Origin of the sequence: Aneurinibacillus sp. Ricciae_BoGa-3, assembly GCF_028421645.1 — a bacterium.
Taxonomy (GTDB): domain Bacteria; phylum Bacillota; class Bacilli; order Aneurinibacillales; family Aneurinibacillaceae; genus Aneurinibacillus_B.
In genome coordinates, this window is the sequence record NZ_CP116887.1 from 1 (window position 1) to 19,737 (window position 19,737).

Annotated in this window: 11 protein-coding genes, 1 tRNA gene and 3 rRNA genes; 14 read left to right on the forward strand and 1 reads right to left on the reverse strand. The window is 47.2% G+C overall.

Features of this window, described 5'->3' with window-relative positions:
- From dnaA to PP175_RS00055, 11 genes are all read left to right on the forward strand, one after another.
- Window positions 1-1,356: a chromosomal replication initiator protein DnaA gene (gene dnaA, locus PP175_RS00005; RefSeq protein WP_272440919.1), complete on the forward strand. Its 1,356-nt coding sequence runs from the start codon at window positions 1-3 to the stop codon at window positions 1,354-1,356.
- Window positions 1,357-1,560: 204 nt separating this feature from the next.
- Window positions 1,561-2,703: a DNA polymerase III subunit beta gene (gene dnaN / locus PP175_RS00010; protein WP_272440920.1), complete on the forward strand. Its 1,143-nt coding sequence runs from the start codon at window positions 1,561-1,563 to the stop codon at window positions 2,701-2,703.
- Window positions 2,704-2,712: 9 nt separating this feature from the next.
- On the forward strand, window positions 2,713-2,940 hold the full coding sequence (gene yaaA, locus PP175_RS00015) for a S4 domain-containing protein YaaA (protein ID WP_272440921.1): 228 nt from the start codon (window positions 2,713-2,715) through the stop codon (window positions 2,938-2,940).
- Between the two features lie 18 nt (window positions 2,941-2,958).
- Window positions 2,959-4,074 (forward strand): DNA replication/repair protein RecF, encoded by a 1,116-nt coding sequence (recF, locus tag PP175_RS00020; RefSeq protein ID WP_272440922.1) that lies wholly within the window; start codon window positions 2,959-2,961, stop codon window positions 4,072-4,074.
- Window positions 4,075-4,085: 11 nt separating this feature from the next.
- Window positions 4,086-4,340 (forward strand): extracellular matrix regulator RemB, encoded by a 255-nt coding sequence (gene remB / locus PP175_RS00025; RefSeq protein ID WP_272440923.1) that lies wholly within the window; start codon window positions 4,086-4,088, stop codon window positions 4,338-4,340.
- 6 nt (window positions 4,341-4,346) lie between these two features.
- Complete coding sequence (gene gyrB, locus PP175_RS00030; protein ID WP_272440924.1) at window positions 4,347-6,260, forward strand: DNA topoisomerase (ATP-hydrolyzing) subunit B; 1,914 nt, start codon at window positions 4,347-4,349, stop codon at window positions 6,258-6,260.
- A 133-nt stretch (window positions 6,261-6,393) separates the two neighbouring features.
- Window positions 6,394-8,988 carry a DNA gyrase subunit A gene (gene gyrA, locus PP175_RS00035; RefSeq protein ID WP_272440925.1) on the forward strand — a complete coding sequence of 865 codons (2,595 nt, stop codon included), beginning with the start codon at window positions 6,394-6,396 and terminating at the stop codon, window positions 8,986-8,988.
- Window positions 8,989-9,297: 309 nt separating this feature from the next.
- Window positions 9,298-10,832, forward strand: a 16S ribosomal RNA gene (locus tag PP175_RS00040).
- A gap of 52 nt (window positions 10,833-10,884) precedes the next feature.
- Window positions 10,885-10,960: transfer RNA gene (locus PP175_RS00045), tRNA-Ala, on the forward strand.
- Window positions 10,961-11,143: 183 nt separating this feature from the next.
- Window positions 11,144-11,260: ribosomal RNA gene (gene rrf / locus PP175_RS00050) — 5S ribosomal RNA — on the forward strand.
- 232 nt (window positions 11,261-11,492) lie between these two features.
- Window positions 11,493-14,431 (forward strand): 23S ribosomal RNA (locus tag PP175_RS00055).
- The 16S, 23S and 5S rRNA genes sit together here with 1 tRNA gene alongside, the layout of an rRNA operon.
- A 117-nt stretch (window positions 14,432-14,548) precedes the next feature.
- Here the strand turns inward: PP175_RS00055 and PP175_RS00060 are convergent.
- Entirely contained in the window at window positions 14,549-15,601 is a 1,053-nt protein-coding gene (locus tag PP175_RS00060; protein WP_272440926.1) for a YaaC family protein, read from the reverse strand.
- A 201-nt stretch (window positions 15,602-15,802) separates the two neighbouring features.
- On the opposite strand from PP175_RS00060, the gene guaB reads away from it, so the two are divergent.
- From guaB to pdxS, 3 genes are all read left to right on the forward strand, one after another.
- Window positions 15,803-17,269, forward strand: coding sequence for an IMP dehydrogenase (gene guaB, locus PP175_RS00065; protein ID WP_272440927.1), 1,467 nt, complete (start codon window positions 15,803-15,805; stop codon window positions 17,267-17,269).
- 121 nt (window positions 17,270-17,390) lie between these two features.
- Window positions 17,391-18,722, forward strand: a complete 1,332-nt coding sequence (locus PP175_RS00070; RefSeq protein ID WP_272440928.1) for a D-alanyl-D-alanine carboxypeptidase family protein — start codon at window positions 17,391-17,393, stop codon at window positions 18,720-18,722.
- Window positions 18,723-18,848: 126 nt separating this feature from the next.
- A complete protein-coding gene (gene pdxS / locus PP175_RS00075) occupies window positions 18,849-19,733 on the forward strand; it encodes a pyridoxal 5'-phosphate synthase lyase subunit PdxS (RefSeq protein ID WP_272440929.1) in 885 nt (294 codons plus the stop codon).
- Window positions 19,734-19,737: the final 4 nt, after the last annotated feature.

Sequence of the window (19,737 nt, forward strand, 5' to 3'; positions counted from 1 at the left end):
ATGGTCACCAATGTGAAAGAACTTTGGGACACCGCGCTAGCGAACATACAAACCAAACTAAGCAAACCCAGCTTTGAAACCTGGCTGAAATCAACTAAGGCTACCGCGCTAGATGACAACACCCTTCTCATCACCGCACCTAATGAATTCACTCGCGATTGGCTCGAGTCGCGCTATTCGGATCTCATTACAGAAACACTTTATGAAGTAACCGGTAAACATATGACCATTAAATTCGTTATACCGACAATGGGAACAGAGGAAGATGTTACAGAGCGTGATATGGCACAGAAAGGGAAAGAAAAAAGAGGCAGTGATGACTTTCCCAAGACCGTCCTTAATCCAAAATACACGTTTGATACATTTGTCATTGGAACAGGCAACCGTTTCGCACATGCAGCTTCCCTCGCGGTAGCGGAAGCGCCTGCAAAGGCTTACAATCCTCTTTTTATTTATGGGGGTGTAGGGCTGGGGAAAACGCACCTGATGCATGGAATAGGCCATTATGTTCTCGAACACAACCCGAACGCCAGGGTTGTCTATCTTTCCTCCGAGAAGTTTACCAATGAATTCATTAATTCCATTCGTGATAATCAGACGGTTAGCTTTCGCAATAAATACCGGAACGTCGATATTTTATTAATTGACGACATTCAATTTCTTGCCGGCAAAGAGCAAACCCAGGAGGAATTCTTCCATACATTCAACGCGCTGCATGAAGAAAGCAAGCAAATCATTATCTCAAGCGACCGGCCTCCGAAGGAAATTCCTACGCTGGAAGACCGCCTGCGCTCCCGTTTTGAATGGGGACTCATTACGGACATTCAACCGCCGGATCTGGAGACACGAATTGCCATTCTCCGCAAGAAAGCTAAGGCCGATAATCTTGATATACCAAATGAAGTAATGGTGTACATTGCGAACCAGATCGATACAAACATTCGCGAACTTGAGGGCGCGCTTATTCGTGTTGTCGCCTATTCGTCCTTAATCAATCGCGATATTGACAGTGAGCTGGCTGCAGAAGCATTGAAGGATATTATTCCATCCAATAAACCGCGCGTCGTGACTATTGCGGGTATCCAGCAGGCGGTTGGTGAAAAATACGGCTTAAAAATGGAAGAATTCAAGGCTAAAAAACGAACAAAGTCCGTTGCTTTTCCGCGTCAGATCGCCATGTATTTATCCAGGGAGCTAACTGACTTTTCTCTTCCTAAAATCGGGGAAGAGTTCGGCGGCCGGGATCATACAACCGTTATTCACGCACATGAGAAAATCACACAGGCGCTGCAAAATGATCGCCAGCTTCAAATAACCATCCAGGATTTAATTGATTCTATTAAAAAAGGTAAATAAACAGCCCTTATCCACTTGTGAATAGTTCATGATAAACGAATAGCCTGTACACAAACTTATCCACATGTGTATAGGCTTTATTTCTTTGTCTCCTGAAACTTATACACATATTCACATTCCCTATTACTATTACTAGGTTTAAAATAAAGAATAAAATATATAAGTATATGTAAAAATACGAGAGTTATACCTAAGGGGGACAATATGGAATTTATCATTCAAAGAGACCTGTTAACTCATGCTATAAGCACGGTAAGCAAAGCCGTAACATCCAGAACCACAATTCCAGTCTTAACAGGTATTAAAGTTGTGGCACATGAAGATGGCATTACACTAACAGGCAGTGATTCGGATATCTCTATAGAGCAATTTGTTCAGGCTGAGTCTGGGGACGAGCAGCTTATTGAGATCATTAAAACTGGAAGCATTATTCTTCCTTCACGTGTATTTGGCGAGATCGTAAGAAAACTTCCAGGAGACCAGGTAAAAATCTCGACCAATGAACGCTTTGTTATTACCGTTGCTTCAGGCCGTTCTGAATTTAACTTGAATGGAATGAACGCGGAAGATTATCCTCGGCTGCCCCAAATTGAAGAAGATCAGGTGTTAAGCCTGCCAGCTGATTTACTAAAAACCATGATTCGACAAACCGTCTTTTCCGTGGCTACAAATGAAACGAGACCGATCTTAACAGGTGTTATGTGGAAGCTTGAAGATAGCCAGCTGACCTTTATTGCGACAGATAGCCACCGCCTTACCACCCGTAAAGCTTCTGTTGAATCATCCGCAGGTTTATCCTTTGACAACATCGTCATTCCAGGGAAGAGCCTAACCGAATTAAGCAGAATTTTACCGGATGACGATAAACCTGTAGACATCGTTATTACAGATAACCAGATCTTAGTTAAAATAGGAAATATTCTATTTTATTCCCGTATTTTAGATGGCACTTACCCTGATACAGCGCGGATCATTCCCCAGAATACTAAAACTGAGATAGTTTTATCGACAAAAGAGTTTCTTGGGGCCATTGAACGGGCAAGCTTGTTAGCAAAGGATGGAAAAAATAATGTAGTCCGCCTATTCACCCAACAAGACGGAACGGTTGAAATCTCATCCAATACACCCGAAGTCGGTAAGGTAACAGAAGAAGTGAGCCCCTCTTCCACTGAAGGAGAAGAAGTGAAGATTTCATTTAACGCAAAATATATGCTGGATGCGCTTCGGGCTTCTGACAGCCCCGATATTAAAATTGGTTTTACAGGCGCCATGAGCCCGTTTATTATTCGGCCAACGGATCATGAATGGATTCTTCACCTCATCCTCCCTGTTAGAACCAATCAATAGGAGGAAAGCATGGAGAGAAGCAGTGTTGCAATAACAACCGAATACATTCAGCTTGGTCAATTTCTGAAACTGGCAGGTATCATCGATACAGGCGGCCAGGCCAAACCCTTTCTCGCAGAAGTCCCGATAAAAGTAAACGGAGAAAACGAAAACAGGCGGGGCAAAAAACTGTATAATGGAGATAGTGTGGATGTTGAGGGGTTCGGCTCGTTCGTAGTAGTGCGGACAGCCGAGTAACCGGAGAGGAGATACGGTTTGTTTTTAAAAACACTAAAGCTGGAGCATTACCGCAACATTGAGAGCACCTCGCTCTCCTTTACCGACCCAATCGTCCTTTTTATCGGGCAGAATGCCCAGGGGAAAACCAATTTACTTGAATCCATCTATGTGCTTGCGATGGCTAAGTCACACCGGACAAGTAAAGATAAGGAATTGATCGGATGGGATGCGCCTTACTCCAACCTGGGATGCCTTGTTGAAAAAAAGCACGGTCCCCTTTCCCTGCAAATTCAGTTGACTGCGCGAGGAAAAAAGGCGAAAATTAATAGTCTGGAGCAGCGCAAACTCAGCGATTATATCGGTGCGATGAATGTGGTCATGTTTGCTCCAGAGGATCTGGGCATTGTAAAGGGAAGCCCGAACGCCAGGCGTCGTTTTCTTGATATGGAAATTGGTCAGGTGTCTCCGGCCTATCTTTATCATGTATCCCAGTATCAAAAAGTGATACAGCAGCGCAATCAGACGCTTAAAGAAATGCAGCAAAAGCCTAAGCTGGCTGATTTGCTGGATATATACAATAGACAGTTAGCTGAGCTGTCTGCGAAGATTTTGCAAAAAAGATTTCAGTTTATGGCCAGAGTTGAAGAGTGGGCGCGGGAAATTCACGGCCAGATTACGCAAGGGAGGGAAAGCCTCTCTATTTCCTATGAGAATTCCCTGCCCTATGAGGTTTCGATGTCGAATGAGGAAGCGGAAACAGCTATTTACGAGCATCTGACCGGGCTGCGCAGCAGGGAAGTTGCACGGGGCATAAGCCTTGCCGGCCCGCATCGGGATGATTTGCACTTTCACATTAATGGTACGAGCGCCCAGCAGTATGGATCGCAGGGACAGCAACGTACCACGGCATTGTCTTTAAAGCTTGCTGAGATTGAATTGATTCACCAGGAAGTTGGTGAATACCCCCTGTTATTGCTGGATGATGTATTGTCGGAATTGGATGCAAACCGGCAGTCCCATCTTTTAAATAATATAAAAGACCGTGTGCAGACCTTTGTGACAACCACAGGAGTAGAGGGTCTTTACCATCAAACGCTCAAGCAGGCAGCCCTGTACCGGGTAAGCGGCGGGACGGTCATGCAGGAGGCGTAAGGAGGAAAGGGATGTTTATCCACTTAGGCGGTGATATTGTTGTACGTTCCGCAGATGTTATTACAATTCTTGATTCCCATGCGAAGTCATCCAAGATTACCCGTCAGTTTATTGAGACAGCTGATGCAGAGGGGCGTCTGGTGACTTTCGGAAACGAAGAGTGCAAGTCCTATGTAATAACAAAAGATAACGTGTATATGTCCCCCATTTCTTCGCTTACGTTAAAAAGACGCGCTAATTTTGTCAGTAGTTTGGAAAGCAGGTGAAGCTAGATGGATACGAAGCAAGAAAGTAACTACGGTGCCAGTCAAATACAGGTGCTGGAAGGGCTTGAAGCCGTTCGGAAACGCCCTGGTATGTATATTGGATCCACAAGTGCCAGAGGGCTGCACCATCTTGTATGGGAAGTTGTCGATAACAGCATTGATGAAGCACTGGCCGGCTACTGCGATGATATTCATGTTTACATTCACGAAGATAATAGTGTGACCGTAACGGATAACGGGCGGGGCATTCCTACCGAAGTTCATGAGAAAACAGGTAAATCTACAGTTGAAACCGTTCTGACCGTACTCCATGCCGGCGGGAAATTCGGCGGTGAAGGTTATAAGGTGTCCGGGGGCCTTCACGGGGTTGGCGTTTCCGTCGTTAATGCCCTTTCCCGCTCGCTTTCTATTGAAGTCAAACGCAACGGCCAGCGGTATGTGCAGAATTTTGTACAGGGCGGCCCGATAGATGAACTAAAAGTGGTGGGAACGGCTGAATCGACCGGTACAAAAGTCACGTTTAGTCCGGATCCGGAGATTTTCACGGAAACCACTGTGTTTGAATATGAGATTCTTCAAAAACGCCTGCGGGAACTTTCTTTCCTAAACCGTGGCGTGCGGATTTCACTGCATGATGAGCGGACCGGCAAGGTTGAGGAATTTCACTATGAAGGCGGTATCCAATCCTTCGTAGAATATTTAAATAAGAACAAAGAAAAGCTGCATGAGCCTCCCATTTACCTTGAGGGGGAAAAAGACGGCCTCACTGTGGAAATTGCCTTGCAGTATAATGATTCTTTCTTAAGCAATATTTATTCGTATGCCAACAATATTCATACCCACGAGGGTGGTACGCATGAATCAGGCTTTAAAAGCGCCCTCACACGCGTAATCAACGACTACGCACGCCGGAATAATTTTCTAAAGGAAAAGGATGGCAACCTAACAGGCGATGATGTCCGTGAAGGGTTAACGGCTATTATCAGCGTTAAAATACCGGATCCTCAGTTTGAAGGCCAAACAAAGACTAAGCTCGGCAACAGCGAAGCCCGCAGTATTACAGAGTCCTTGTTTGGCGAAGGATTTACCCGCTATTTGAATGAACATCCCCAGGAGGCGAAGAAAGTCATGGAGAAATCCATGATGGCCGCTCGTGCGAGGGAAGCTGCCCGGAAGGCAAGAGAGCTTACACGCCGCAAAAACGCACTGGAATTCAGTTCATTGCCGGGCAAACTTGCAGATTGCTCTTCAAGAGATGCTTCCATCAGTGAGTTGTATGTGGTTGAGGGAGACAGCGCCGGCGGTTCCGCTAAGCAAGGGCGCGACCGGAATTTTCAGGCCATCCTTCCCCTGCGTGGAAAGGTTATCAATGTCGAAAAAGCCCGCCTGGATAAAATTCTTTCGAACGCGGAGATCCGAGCCATCATTACAGCACTGGGTACCGGCATCGGAGAAGATTTTGATATTTCAAAGGCCCGCTACCATAAACTGATCATCATGACAGATGCCGATGTGGACGGTGCCCACATTCGTACGCTATTGCTGACCTTTCTGTATCGTTACATGCGCCCGTTGATTGAGACAGGGTACGTGTATATTGCCCAGCCGCCTCTTTACAAGATTCAGCAGGGTAAAGTGATACGATATGCCTATAATGATCGTCAGCTTGCGGAGGTCCGTCAGGGAATGAATGCGAAACCGGAACCAAACATTCAGCGGTATAAAGGACTTGGGGAAATGAATCCGGAACAGCTGTGGGAAACCACCATGGACCCGGAGAGCCGGACACTTCTGAGGGTAGCCCTTGAGGACGCTATGGCAGCCGACGAACTGTTTGAAACATTAATGGGTGATAAAGTTGAGCCAAGGCGCGACTTTATACAAGAACACGCAAAAAATGTTCGTAATTTAGATATATAAAAAATAAGCCTTCCTGCTAAAGGGAGGGCTTATTTTTGTGTGTATCGGGGGATAAATGGTATAATAAATCGTATTGCTATCCTTACTATTTTTAGCTTGATAGAAGCAGAAATGAAAGACGGAGGTACACTCAATGGCCGAACAACGATCGAATGTCATTGATATAAACATAAATCAAGAAATGCGCAACTCCTTTCTTGATTATGCGATGAGCGTTATTGTCTCTCGTGCACTTCCAGATGTGCGGGATGGCTTAAAGCCTGTTCATCGGCGTATTCTGCATGCGATGAATGAAATGGGCGTTACACCTGATAAGCCTCACAAGAAATCTGCCCGTATTGTTGGGGACGTTATTGGTAAATATCATCCCCACGGAGATTCAGCGGTATACGAGACAATGGTTAGAATGGCACAGGATTTCTCTTATCGCTACCAATTGGTGGACGGACACGGGAACTTTGGATCAGTGGATGGAGATTCTGCAGCTGCCATGCGTTATACGGAAGCCCGTATGTCCAAAATCACCCTGGAGCTTCTGCGGGACATCGGCAAAGACACTGTGGATTTTGGGCCGAACTATGACGAAAATGAACGGGAGCCTCTCGTTCTTCCAGCGCGTTTCCCCCATCTGCTTGTAAACGGTTCAGCAGGAATTGCCGTGGGAATGGCGACAAATATTCCGCCGCACAATCTTGGTGAAGTCATTGATGGCGTGTTTACCTTAATTGAAAATCCTGAATGCACAAACCGCGATTTGATGCAGCACATTACTGGACCTGACTTTCCGACCGGAGCCACCATTATGGGGAGCTCAGGAATTCGCCGGGCGTATGAAACAGGACGCGGGTCCGTTATTATCCGGGCGAAATCAGAAATTGAGGAATACAAGGGTAAACACCGAATTATTGTGACTGAAATTCCTTACCAAGTGAACAAAGCGCGCATGATTGAAAAAATTGCAGAGCTTGTTCGGGATAAGAAGATGGATGGTATCACCGATCTGCGCGATGAGTCTGACAGGACTGGCATGCGGATCGTAATTGAGCTTCGTCGTGATGTAAATCCACAGGTGGTGCTTAATAATCTCTACAAGCATACCGCTATGCAGACTAGCTTTGGTATCAATATGCTTGCCTTGGTAAACGGTCAGCCTCATGTCCTGGATCTCAAGCATATGCTGTATTATTATCTTGAACATCAGAAGGAAGTTATCCGCCGGAGAACGGAATTTGATTTGCGTAAAGCGGAGGCGCGCATTCATATTGTTGAGGGCCTGCTAAAAGCCATTGATATTGTCGATGACTTAGTTGATCGGGAAGGGCCTATTCGCTCAGCGAATGATAGAGAGCAGGCACGCGGATATTTAATGGCTGAAACATATCCTTTGCGCGGACGCGAAGTGCCACTTGGATTTTCAGAAGATCAGGCAAACGCGATACTGGATATGCGTCTTCAGACTTTAACAGGCCTATCCATTGAGCGCCTGACAGGTGAATACAATGAATTAAAAGAATTGATCACTGAACTGCGGGCTATTCTGGAAGATGAAGGCAAGGTTCTTACGATTATCAAGGAAGAGCTGGAGGAAATCCGCAGTAAATTTTCTGATGAGCGCCGAACAGATATCTCCATTGATATGGAAAATATTGAAGATGAAGATCTGATTCCACAAGAAGAGGTTGTTATCACACTGACACATAAAGGTTACATTAAACGCCTGCCAGTTGATACCTATCGCGCTCAAAAACGCGGCGGACGGGGAATTCAAGGCATGGGAACTGTGGAAGATGACTTCGTTCAGCATCTTATTTCAACCAATTCCCATAATTATCTTCTTTTCTTTACTAATAAAGGGAAAGTATATCGCTTAAAGGCGTATGAAATTCCTGATTTGAGCAGAACTGCAAAGGGAACGCCAATTATTAATCTGCTTCAAATTGAACAGAACGAATATATTCAAACGGTCATTCCGATAAAAGAATTTACGGATAACCACTTCCTTTTCTTTGCGACGAAACAGGGGATTGTAAAACGTTCTGATTTGACTTCCTTTAACAATATCCGACGAGGTGGCCTGTTTGCGATTAATCTTCGGGAAGATGATGAGTTAATAGGTGTACGCCTGACTGATGGCACGTCGGATATCATTATGGGCACCCACAAGGGTATGTCTATTCGTTTTCCTGAACAGGATGTACGCGCAATGGGACGCACGGCTACAGGGGTAAAAGGCATTCAATTATCAGGTGACGACAGGGTCATTGATATGGATATAGCGGATGAAAAAGATGACGTGTTAATCGTTACGTCAAGCGGCTATGGAAAACGGACGCCGATCTCTTCCTATCGCATTCAAACAAGAGGCGGGAAAGGTATTAAAACAATGCATCTAACCGAACGCAACGGTGGTGTTGTTGGGCTTAAGGTTGTAAACGAATTGAACGATTTAATGCTAATTACTTCATCCGGCATTATTATCCGCTTGGGCATACGCGACATCTCTTCCATGGGACGCAATACACAAGGGGTTAAACTAATCCGGCTTGGAACCAATGAAGAGGTAGCAACAGTAGCGAAGATTGATGTTTCCGAAGAGTCGGAGGACGAAATAGTTATGCAGCCTGCTTATAAAGAGGAAGGACATTTGGAAGAAGAAACCCAGGATCCTGAAATGGATGAAGAAACCGACGAAATTGAGACAGAAGAGACAAATGAAGACGATGAATAAAGTAAAGTAAGCGGAGAAATCTGCTTATTTTTTTTTGTATATGAGTAAATGGACTGTTGTATGAAAGAAAGTCTGATTGGCTTAAAGTCAGGGAGTGTTTCAGGGGGCTGACACTCATGAGAAAAATTTAAAACAAAAGGTTGACACGTTATTTACGAATATGATATATTTTATTAGTCGTCAACGAACAATTGCACGATGAAGTTCCTTGAAAACTGAACAGTGAAATGCCAAATGTGCGATTGACCCAGAATTCAATTCTGGATTTATTAAGTAAGACCAGCTCGTATGAGCGAACAGCATCGAACCTTTTTGGAGAGTTTGATCCTGGCTCAGGACGAACGCTGGCGGCGTGCCTAATACATGCAAGTCGAGCGGACTTTGAGAAGCTTGCTTTTTAAAGTTAGCGGCGGACGGGTGAGTAACACGTGGGCAACCTGCCTGTAAGCCTGGGATAACTTCGGGAAACCGAAGCTAATACCGGATAGGATTCAGAACCGCATGGTTCTGGATGGAAAGTTTTCGGACACTTACAGATGGGCCCGCGGCGCATTAGCTAGTTGGTGGGGTAGTGGCCTACCAAGGCGACGATGCGTAGCCGACCTGAGAGGGTGATCGGCCACACTGGGACTGAGACACGGCCCAGACTCCTACGGGAGGCAGCAGTAGGGAATCTTCCGCAATGGACGAAAGTCTGACGGAGCAACGCCGCGTGAGCGATGAAGGTTTTCGGATCGTAAAGCTCTGTTGTCAGGGAAGAACCGCCGGGAAGACCTCCCGGTCTGACGGTACCTGACGAGAAAGCCCCGGCTAACTACGTGCCAGCAGCCGCGGTAATACGTAGGGGGCAAGCGTTGTCCGGAATTATTGGGCGTAAAGCGCGCGCAGGCGGTTTCTTAAGTCAGGTGTGAAAGCCCACGGCTCAACCGTGGAGGGCCACCTGAAACTGGGAGGCTTGAGTGCAGAAGAGGAGAGTGGAATTCCACGTGTAGCGGTGAAATGCGTAGAGATGTGGAGGAACACCAGTGGCGAAGGCGACTCTCTGGTCTGTAACTGACGCTGAGGCGCGAAAGCGTGGGGAGCAAACAGGATTAGATACCCTGGTAGTCCACGCCGTAAACGATGAGTGCTAGGTGTTGGGGACTCCAATCCTCAGTGCCGCAGCTAACGCAATAAGCACTCCGCCTGGGGAGTACGGCCGCAAGGCTGAAACTCAAAGGAATTGACGGGGACCCGCACAAGCGGTGGAGCATGTGGTTTAATTCGAAGCAACGCGAAGAACCTTACCAGGGCTTGACATCCCGCTGACCCCTCTGGAGACAGAGGCTTCCTTCGGGACAGCGGTGACAGGTGGTGCATGGTTGTCGTCAGCTCGTGTCGTGAGATGTTGGGTTAAGTCCCGCAACGAGCGCAACCCTTGTCCTTAGTTGCCAGCATTCAGTTGGGCACTCTAGGGAGACTGCCGTCGACAAGACGGAGGAAGGTGGGGATGACGTCAAATCATCATGCCCCTTATGTCCTGGGCTACACACGTGCTACAATGGATGGTACAACGGGCTGCTAACTCGCGAGAGTATGCCAATCCCTAAAAACCATTCTCAGTTCGGATTGCAGGCTGCAACTCGCCTGCATGAAGCCGGAATCGCTAGTAATCGCGGATCAGCATGCCGCGGTGAATACGTTCCCGGGTCTTGTACACACCGCCCGTCACACCACGAGAGTTTGCAACACCCGAAGTCGGTGAGGTAACCGTAAGGAGCCAGCCGCCGAAGGTGGGGCAGATGATTGGGGTGAAGTCGTAACAAGGTATCCGTACCGGAAGGTGCGGATGGATCACCTCCTTTCTATGGAGAATCGGCACACTGGCACTTTCACTGTTCAGTTTTCCAGGAACTTGGGGCCATAGCTCAGCTGGGAGAGCGCTACACTGGCAGTGTAGAGGTCGTCGGTTCGATCCCGATTGGCTCCACCATATCTATTTAAAAAACCCTTGAGCTTCAAGGTTTTTTTTATTGTGATTTACCCCTTTTTTTTAAGAATTATGTTGACATAACGCGTTGCAGATTATATAATGTTATGCGTGTCTGTTAAATGGAAGTTCTACTAAAACCGCTCACGTCCTGTGAGCAACGTAGAACGACACTCATCCTGAGTGTCTGGCAATTATGGCGAAGGGGTCACACCTGTTCCCATCCCGAACACAGAAGTTAAGTCCTTCAGCGCCGATGGTACTTGGGCGGCAACGCCCTGGGAGAGTAGGACATTGCCAGGCCGGCAACCTAACGGTTGCTGTCACATTGCACTTTGAAAACTGAATCATGGAAGAAACAATGCGCAATAGGAAAATCCAATTGTAATAACTTTTAGGTGATACCATATTAGAGCGTTGTCAGAAGCGAGAAGATCGAGGATGCGTGGGAACGAGCAGCGGAGCGTATTTTAATACGTGAGCAGCGCAGTGACAAGCAGACGAAGAGATTCGAAGCTTAAGGCAAGGCGATAGAGGTTAAGCTATGAAGGGCACACGGTGGATGCCTAGGCGCCAGGAGCCGAAGAAGGACGTGGCGAACTGCGAAATGCTCCGGGGAGCTGTAAGCAAGCGTTAATCCGGAGATGTCCGAATGGGGAAACCCACGATTCGTAATGGGATCGTACTCCTGCCTGAATCCATAGGGCGGGTAGAGGCAGACCAGGGGAACTGAAACATCTAAGTACCCTGAGGAACAGAAAACAATAGTGATTCCGTAAGTAGCGGCGAGCGAACGCGGAGAAGCCCAAACCGGAAGGTTCGCCTTCCGGGGTTGTAGGGCGTCTCACATGGAGTTATAAAAGACGGTCATAGATGAAGTGGCCTGGAAAGGCCCGTCACAGAAGGTAATAACCCTGTAATCGAAATGGCCGTCTCTCCGAGACGTACCCTGAGTACCGCGAGACACGTGAAACCTCGTGGGAAGCTGGGAGGACCATCTCCCAAGGCTAAATACTACCTGGCGACCGATAGTGAACCAGTACCGTGAGGGAAAGGTGAAAAGCACCCCGGGAGGGGAGTGAAAGAGAACCTGAAACCGTGTGCCTACAACTAGTCGGAGCACATTAACTGTGTGACGGCGTGCCTTTTGTAGAATGAACCGGCGAGTTACGGTTGCGTGCGAGGTTAAGGTGAGAAGCCGGAGCCGCAGCGAAAGCGAGTCTGAACAGGGCGAGTGAGTACGCAGCCGTAGACCCGAAACCGTGTGATCTACCCATGTCCAGGGTGAAGGTGCGGTAACACGCACTGGAGGCCCGAACCCACGCACGTTGAAAAGTGCGGGGATGAGGTGTGGGTAGCGGAGAAATTCCAATCGAACTCGGAGATAGCTGGTTCTCCCCGAAATAGCTTTAGGGCTAGCCTCGGATTTACTGTACCGGAGGTAGAGCACTGATTGGATGCGGGCCCCTCGCGGGGTACCAAATTCAGTCAAACTCCGAATGCCGGCTACAGATATCCGGGAGTCAGACTGCGAGTGCTAAGATCCGTAGTCAAAAGGGAAACAGCCCAGACCACCAGCTAAGGTCCCTAAATCTTCACTAAGTGGGAAACGATGTGGAGTTGCCCAGACAACCAGGATGTTGGCTTAGAAGCAGCCACCATTTAAAGAGTGCGTAATAGCTCACTGGTCGAGTGACTCTGCGCGGAAAATGTAACGGGGCTAAGTGAAGTACCGAAGCTGTGGCTTGACACCGTAGGTGTCAGGGGTAGGGGAGCGTTCCTGCAGCGGTGAAGCTCGACCGGAAGGACGGGTGGAGCGGCAGGAAGTGAGAATGCCGGTGTAAGTAGCGAAAAGAAGGGTGAGAATCCCTTCCGCCGAAAGCCTAAGGGTTCCTGAGGAAGGCTCGTCCTCTCAGGGTTAGTCGGGACCTAAGCCGAGGCCGAAAGGCGTAGGCGATGGACAACAGGTGGAAATTCCTGTACTACCTCTACTTCATTTGAGCGATGGAGGGACGCAGGAGGGTAAGGCAAGCAGACTGCTGGTTATGTCTGTCCAAGCAATGAGGCGTGTGTATAGGCAAATCCGTACACTGTAACGCCGGGTTGTGATGGCGAGGGAAATTTAAGTACCGAAGTTCCTGATCTCACACTGCCAAGAAAAGCTTCTAGCGAGAAGTAAGGTACCCGTACCGCAAACCGACACAGGTAGGCGAGGAGAGAATCCTAAGGCGCGCGAGAAAACTCTTGCTAAGGAACTCGGCAAAATGACCCCGTAACTTCGGGAGAAGGGGTGCCCCGCTAGCGTGATAAGCGTGAGGGGGCCGCAGTGAAAAGGCCCAAGCGACTGTTTAGCAAAAACACAGGTCTCTGCGAAGCCGCAAGGCGAAGTATAGGGGCTGACGCCTGCCCGGTGCTGGAAGGTTAAGGGGAGCGGTTAGCGCGCAAGCGCGAAGCTGTGAACCGAAGCCCCAGTAAACGGCGGCCGTAACTATAACGGTCCTAAGGTAGCGAAATTCCTTGTCGGGTAAGTTCCGACCCGCACGAAAGGCGTAACGACTTGGGCACTGTCTCGGCAAGAGACTCGGTGAAATCATACTACCTGTGAAGATGCAGGTTACCCGCGACAAGACGGAAAGACCCCATGGAGCTTTACTGCAGCTTGATATTGAATGCTGGTATGATTTGTACAGGATAGGTGGGAGCCTTTGAACCCGGACCGCCAGGTTCGGTGGAGGCATCCTTGGGATACCACCCTGATTATGCCGGCCTTCTCACTCGCATCCCTTATCGGGATGGAGGACCGTGTCAGGTGGGCAGTTTGACTGGGGCGGTCGCCTCCTAAAGTGTAACGGAGGCGCCCAAAGGTTCCCTCAGAATGGTTGGAAATCATTCGCAGAGTGTAAAGGCACAAGGGAGCTTGACTGCGAGACCTACAAGTCGAGCAGGGACGAAAGTCGGGCTTAGTGATCCGGTGGTTCCGCATGGAAGGGCCATCGCTCAACGGATAAAAGCTACCCTGGGGATAACAGGCTTATCTCCCCCAAGAGTCCACATCGACGGGGAGGTTTGGCACCTCGATGTCGGCTCATCGCATCCTGGGGCTGAAGTAGGTCCCAAGGGTTGGGCTGTTCGCCCATTAAAGCGGTACGCGAGCTGGGTTCAGAACGTCGTGAGACAGTTCGGTCCCTATCTGTCGTGGGCGCAGGAAATTTGAGAGGAGCTGTCCTTAGTACGAGAGGACCGGGATGGACGCACCGCTGGTGCACCAGTTGTTCCGCCAGGAGCATCGCTGGGTAGCTATGTGCGGCCGGGATAAGCGCTGAAAGCATCTAAGCGTGAAGCCCCCCTCAAGATGAGATTTCCCACAGCATAAGCTGGTAAGACCCCTTATAGATGATGAGGTAGATAGGTTCGGGGTAGAAGTGTGGCAACGCATGGAGCTGACGAATACTAATCGGTCGAGGGCTTAACCCAAATTTTAAGGAATTCCTAACGCATAGTTACTTCCAGTTCAGTTTTCAAGGTACAAACCGTTTGAGATAGAGGCCTCTGCTAAAAAGCAGGGGCTTTTTGCTAATTTACGGTTTGTTCTTAATTTACCAGGAAAATATGCCGCTGGTTTAACAACAAATCATAAATCATGTTGGGAAATTTCCGGGCCGAAGCAGATAAAAATTCGTGAATCATATACATGTCCTCAGACGCAAAAGAAAAAATGATTTCTCCCCACCGCTCGGTTTCATACCGGCACATCATTCCCAGAACATACATGACCATGTAATGGTTGATGATTTCATCTATTTGAATTTCGTTGTTTAACCGGAAGTAAAAATTGCCTTTAAAGTCTGCAATAAATAGCGGGTTTTCAAAGCCTTGTCCATTAAGCGAGGGGTCTATCCCATTGGGATGGTGCCATTCACACTTAACAAGCCGGCTATAAATCTCTGTTCCTGTGGTTTTAAAAGAACCCATACCCTTATTCCAACGGTTTATATAGTGAATAAAGCCATTTAATGTAAGGTGAAGGGAATCCAGCACACTTTCAGGCAGATAAAAGGGAGTACAGCCTTTAGAAGTGCCAGACTCAGGAGTTACGATAACTTCCACCAAAGTAGGCGTTTTATAAAGTTGGCGATAAGCAGTCTGAAGCTCAGGAATGATTGCTAACAAGTCTTGGACTTTGTATTTGTCGCCCAGTGGTGTTTGATTGATAAATTTGCATAGGTGCGGCAGCAGACCATCCTTTTGAACCTTGACTTCTTCCTCTGCAAAGGAATAGAAGCTTTTTTTTATTTTTCGATTTGTAAGGCCATGCTGGAGTACTTTAGAGGATGAAGGATAGTCCGGATCACGGGTAACAAGAAATGCCTTAATTAAGCTGACCATGCCGTAATACAAAAGAAGCGGCCTGACAAGAATGTCACTTGTTTGAGCTGAACGGTAGTATTGGCGGGCCTGCTTAATGTAATAAATGAATTTGGATGTATTCTGAAACGCATGTACAGCAGCTTTTTCCGGATGAGAACGTTCATAGACAGATCCAAGGAAGGATTTAGTTGTAGATTCACTCTCAAAAAAAAGAAAACTGTCCCACATTTTTTCCAAAGGATTTTCACATCTTATAGTATGAACAGAGTCCAGCATCCCCTCCCTCCTTTCGCATAATTTTCGTAAATAGATATATTTGGGTGTTATTATTCTAATTATTATGTATTCTATACGTAAATTCCCGAACTATTTTCAGTAATTCTTGACAGTAAAATAGTGGTTTTGTTAAACTGTTCGTTAACATCATATAGACGAATGGCGTTTGGTCTAATTATCATATAAAGGATGGTAATACTTGTGTGGGAAAATAAGTTCAATAAAGAAGGCTTAACATTTGACGACGTATTGTTAGTTCCGGGAAAATCAGAAGTATTGCCACGCGATGTAAATGTTTCAGTTCGCTTAAGCCACGATGTGAAGCTGAATATCCCGCTAATGAGTGCAGGAATGGATACTGTTACCGAATCTGCCCTGGCAATTGCCATGGCCCGGCAAGGTGGAGTCGGTATTATCCACAAGAACATGACGATTGAGCAGCAGGCAGAGGAAGTTGACCGGGTAAAACGTTCAGAATCAGGCGTTATAACAAATCCGTTCTCCTTGCACCCGAACCAGCCTGTTTCTGAAGCGGAGAAATTAATGGCTAAGTTCCGAATCTCCGGGGTTCCAATTGTGGATGAAAACAATCAGTTAGTTGGGATCATCACGAACCGCGATATGCGATTTGTCCATGATTACGCTGTGGCTATTGAACAGGTGATGACGAAAGATCACCTTGTGACAGCCCCAGTAGGGACGACGCTTCAGGAAGCCGAGCTTATTCTAGAGCGCCATAAAATCGAAAAGCTTCCGCTAGTGGATGATCATAATGAGCTCAAAGGGCTTATCACAATCAAAGACATTGAAAAAGCCATTCAGTTTCCGAATGCGGCGAAGGATAAACACGGTCGTTTACTTTGCGGGGCAGCGGTAGGTGTTTCGAAGGATACATTTCAGCGGGCAGAAGCACTTGTAAATGCTGGCGTGGATGTGCTTGTTATTGATACAGCACATGGACACTCGCAGGGTGTGCTTGATACGGTAAAGCAAATTCGTTTAAAATACCCAACCCTTACCATTGTGGCAGGGAATGTGGCAACAGGAGAAGCAACAAAGGATCTTATTGAAGCCGGTGCCAGCATCATTAAAGTGGGAATTGGACCGGGCTCTATTTGTACAACCCGTGTTGTGGCAGGTATCGGCGTACCACAAATTACTGCCATATACGACTGTGCGTCCGTTGCCCGCCAGTACAATGTACCGGTTATTGCGGATGGAGGCATCAAGTATTCTGGTGATATTCCAAAGGCTATTGCAGCCGGAGCAACAGCTGTGATGATTGGCAGCCTGTTTGCCGGGTGTGAGGAAAGCCCAGGGGAATCAGAAATTTACCAGGGTCGCCGTTTCAAAGTATACCGGGGCATGGGATCACTTGGCGCCATGAAGGAAGGCAGTAAAGATCGTTACTTCCAGGAAAACGAGAGCGAGAAGAAATTGGTACCCGAAGGAATTGAAGGACGTGTTCCTTATAAAGGGCCTTTAGTCGATACTGTGTATCAACTTATAGGCGGACTCCGGGCAGGTATGGGATACTGCGGTACTCCAACGATTGATGATCTTCAAACCAAGACTCAATTTATCCGCATTACCAATGCCGGCCTGAAAGAGAGCCATCCTCATGACATTCAGATTACGAAGGAAGCGCCAAATTATTCGCTTTCTTAATGGTGATCATGCAAAAATTTGACATAAACACATGAAAAAGACAGGGAAGAAACTCCCTGTCTTTTTCATGTGTTTATGGTAGAATCATTATTGGTGTAAAATAAGCATGGAGGTGCGGGAGTTGTCCATACCCTTAACAAAATTGAAGAAAATGTTAGCCGTTTTTATGGCCTGCCTGCTCATGACAATTCCATTGATGTCCATTCAATCGGGAAAAGCAGAGGCTGCGGCACCTGCGCTGAATCTTAAGGTGAAATCTGCGATTTTGGTCGAGGCCTCGACAGGGAAAATACTTTATAAGTACAATGAAAACCAAGCTTTTCCACCGGCAAGTATGACCAAAATGATGACCGAGTATTTGCTGTGGCAGGCTATCCAAAATCATAAAGTAAGCTGGGATCAGGTCATTACGGCAGATGATTATGCCGCATACATAGCTAAGGCTGGGGGATCCTCTTCAGCTGTACTTCTTGCTTCCGGAGAAAAACATACGCTGCGGGAATTGTACGAAGGAATGGCAATCTATTCAGCCAACGATGCAACGGTTTTAATTGCTGAAACAATTGCTGGCACAGAAGAAAACTTTGTGAAAGAAATGAATAAAAAGGCCAAGGAATTTGGCATGACACAGACACACTTTGCGACGGCAAGTGGATTTCCTGTAAAAGAGCTTGGCAAATTCGCCCCGCCTGCTCCTAATGGCGACAATATGATGTCTGCCCGGGACGCTGCAATACTCGCTAAAAAACTTATTACCACTTATCCGGATGTTTTAAAAACAACTTCGATTCCGAAAAAAATGTTCCGCACCGGTGCACGCCCATTCCGCATGGATAACTGGAACTGGATGCTTCCAGGACTTGTGCAGGCTTATCCGGGAGTTGACGGACTTAAAACAGGGCATACTGATGAGGCAAAGTTTTGTTTTACAGGAACAGCACAGCGCAATGGTGTTCGCCTAATTGCTGTTGTCATGGGTGCTGACTCAATGCTGTCCCGCTTTGGCGAAACAAAGAAGCTGTTCGATTATGGGTTTAGCAATTACAAGATGCAGCCCCTCGCGAACAAAGGGACCTCTATAAAAGGAAGCGAGAATGCTCCTGTTCAGAGCGGTAAAGATACAACAGTACCGGCAGTAACGAGCCAAAATGTGCTCTATCCTATACAAATTGGCGAAGAGAATAAATACCAGCTGAAGGGCAGCCTGCAGACACTGCAAGCTCCAGTTAAAAAAGGACAGGCCATTGGTTCCGTAATGGTTGTCGGCCCTAATGGCCAAGCGGAAGATTTCCTGACGCCAGCGGATCAGCAAAAGGCAGGAGGCACACTTGTTGCGCAAAACGATGTCGACAAAGGAAGCTGGATTCGGCTTGCTTTCCGTTCGCTCTTCCATGGCATCGGAAGCCTGTTTGGAAGTCTTGGCCATATGATTGGGCATTTGTTCTCCAAATAAGACGAAAGATTTTACATAAACGGCGAATAAAGAACCTTGTTTGTTGTCTTTTTCCGTCATTTTATGTAAAATTGATGTATTGATTTTTAGTTTTTCAGAATTATAAGGCGGTAGGGGGATTTAAAAATGGCAGATCAAGGTACTACACGCGTTAAACGCGGCATGGCTGAAATGCAAAAAGGCGGCGTTATTATGGACGTAATCAACGCTGAGCAAGCAAAGATTGCCGAGGCTGCCGGTGCGGTAGCTGTTATGGCACTTGAACGTGTTCCTGCTGATATTCGTGCAGCTGGCGGCGTTGCCCGTATGGCGGATCCGACAATCATAGAAGAAGTGATGGCGGCTGTGTCTGTTCCGGTTATGGCTAAAGCCCGTATCGGACATTTTGTAGAAGCAAAAGTACTGGAAGCAATGGGTGTTGATTACATCGACGAATCAGAAGTGCTTACACCTGCTGATGAAGTGTTCCATATAAACAAAGCTGATTTTACTGTGCCATTTGTATGTGGTGCACGTGATCTTGGAGAGGCGCTTCGCCGTATTGGTGAAGGAGCTTCCATGATCCGTACAAAAGGCGAACCGGGAACGGGTAATATCGTAGAAGCTGTCCGTCATCAGCGCATGATGCAGAGCCAAATTCGCAAAGTTGCCAGCATGTCTGAGGATGAGTTAATGGCTGAAGCAAAAAACATCGGTGCACCGATTGAACTGCTTAAATATGTGCATGAGAATGGCAAACTTCCGGTTGTTAATTTTGCAGCTGGCGGAGTAGCTACTCCTGCTGATGCGGCGCTTATGATGCATCTGGGTTCGGATGGAGTTTTTGTAGGTTCTGGTATTTTCAAATCGGACAATCCTGAGAAATTCGCCCGTGCGATTGTTCAGGCCACCACTCATTATGAAGATTACAAACTAATCAGCGAGCTTTCCAAAAATCTCGGTACAGCTATGAAAGGCATAGATGTTGCATCCCTGCTTGAGAATGAACGCATGGCTGTTCGCGGCTGGTAATAGC

What these genes read in the sequence shown, in the direction of transcription:
- remB (WP_272440923.1), top strand. Translation starts at nt 4,086, where the DNA reads ATGTTTATCCACTTAGGCGGTGATATTGTTGTACGTTCCGCAGATGTT.
- gyrB (WP_272440924.1), top strand. Translation starts at nt 4,347, where the DNA reads ATGGATACGAAGCAAGAAAGTAACTACGGTGCCAGTCAAATACAGGTG.
- yaaA (WP_272440921.1), top strand. Translation starts at nt 2,713, where the DNA reads ATGGAGAGAAGCAGTGTTGCAATAACAACCGAATACATTCAGCTTGGT.
- PP175_RS00060 (WP_272440926.1), bottom strand. Translation starts at nt 15,601, where the DNA reads ATGCTGGACTCTGTTCATACTATAAGATGTGAAAATCCTTTGGAAAAA.
- dnaA (WP_272440919.1), top strand. Translation starts at nt 1, where the DNA reads ATGGTCACCAATGTGAAAGAACTTTGGGACACCGCGCTAGCGAACATA.
- pdxS (WP_272440929.1), top strand. Translation starts at nt 18,849, where the DNA reads ATGGCAGATCAAGGTACTACACGCGTTAAACGCGGCATGGCTGAAATG.
- gyrA (WP_272440925.1), top strand. Translation starts at nt 6,394, where the DNA reads ATGGCCGAACAACGATCGAATGTCATTGATATAAACATAAATCAAGAA.
- dnaN (WP_272440920.1), top strand. Translation starts at nt 1,561, where the DNA reads ATGGAATTTATCATTCAAAGAGACCTGTTAACTCATGCTATAAGCACG.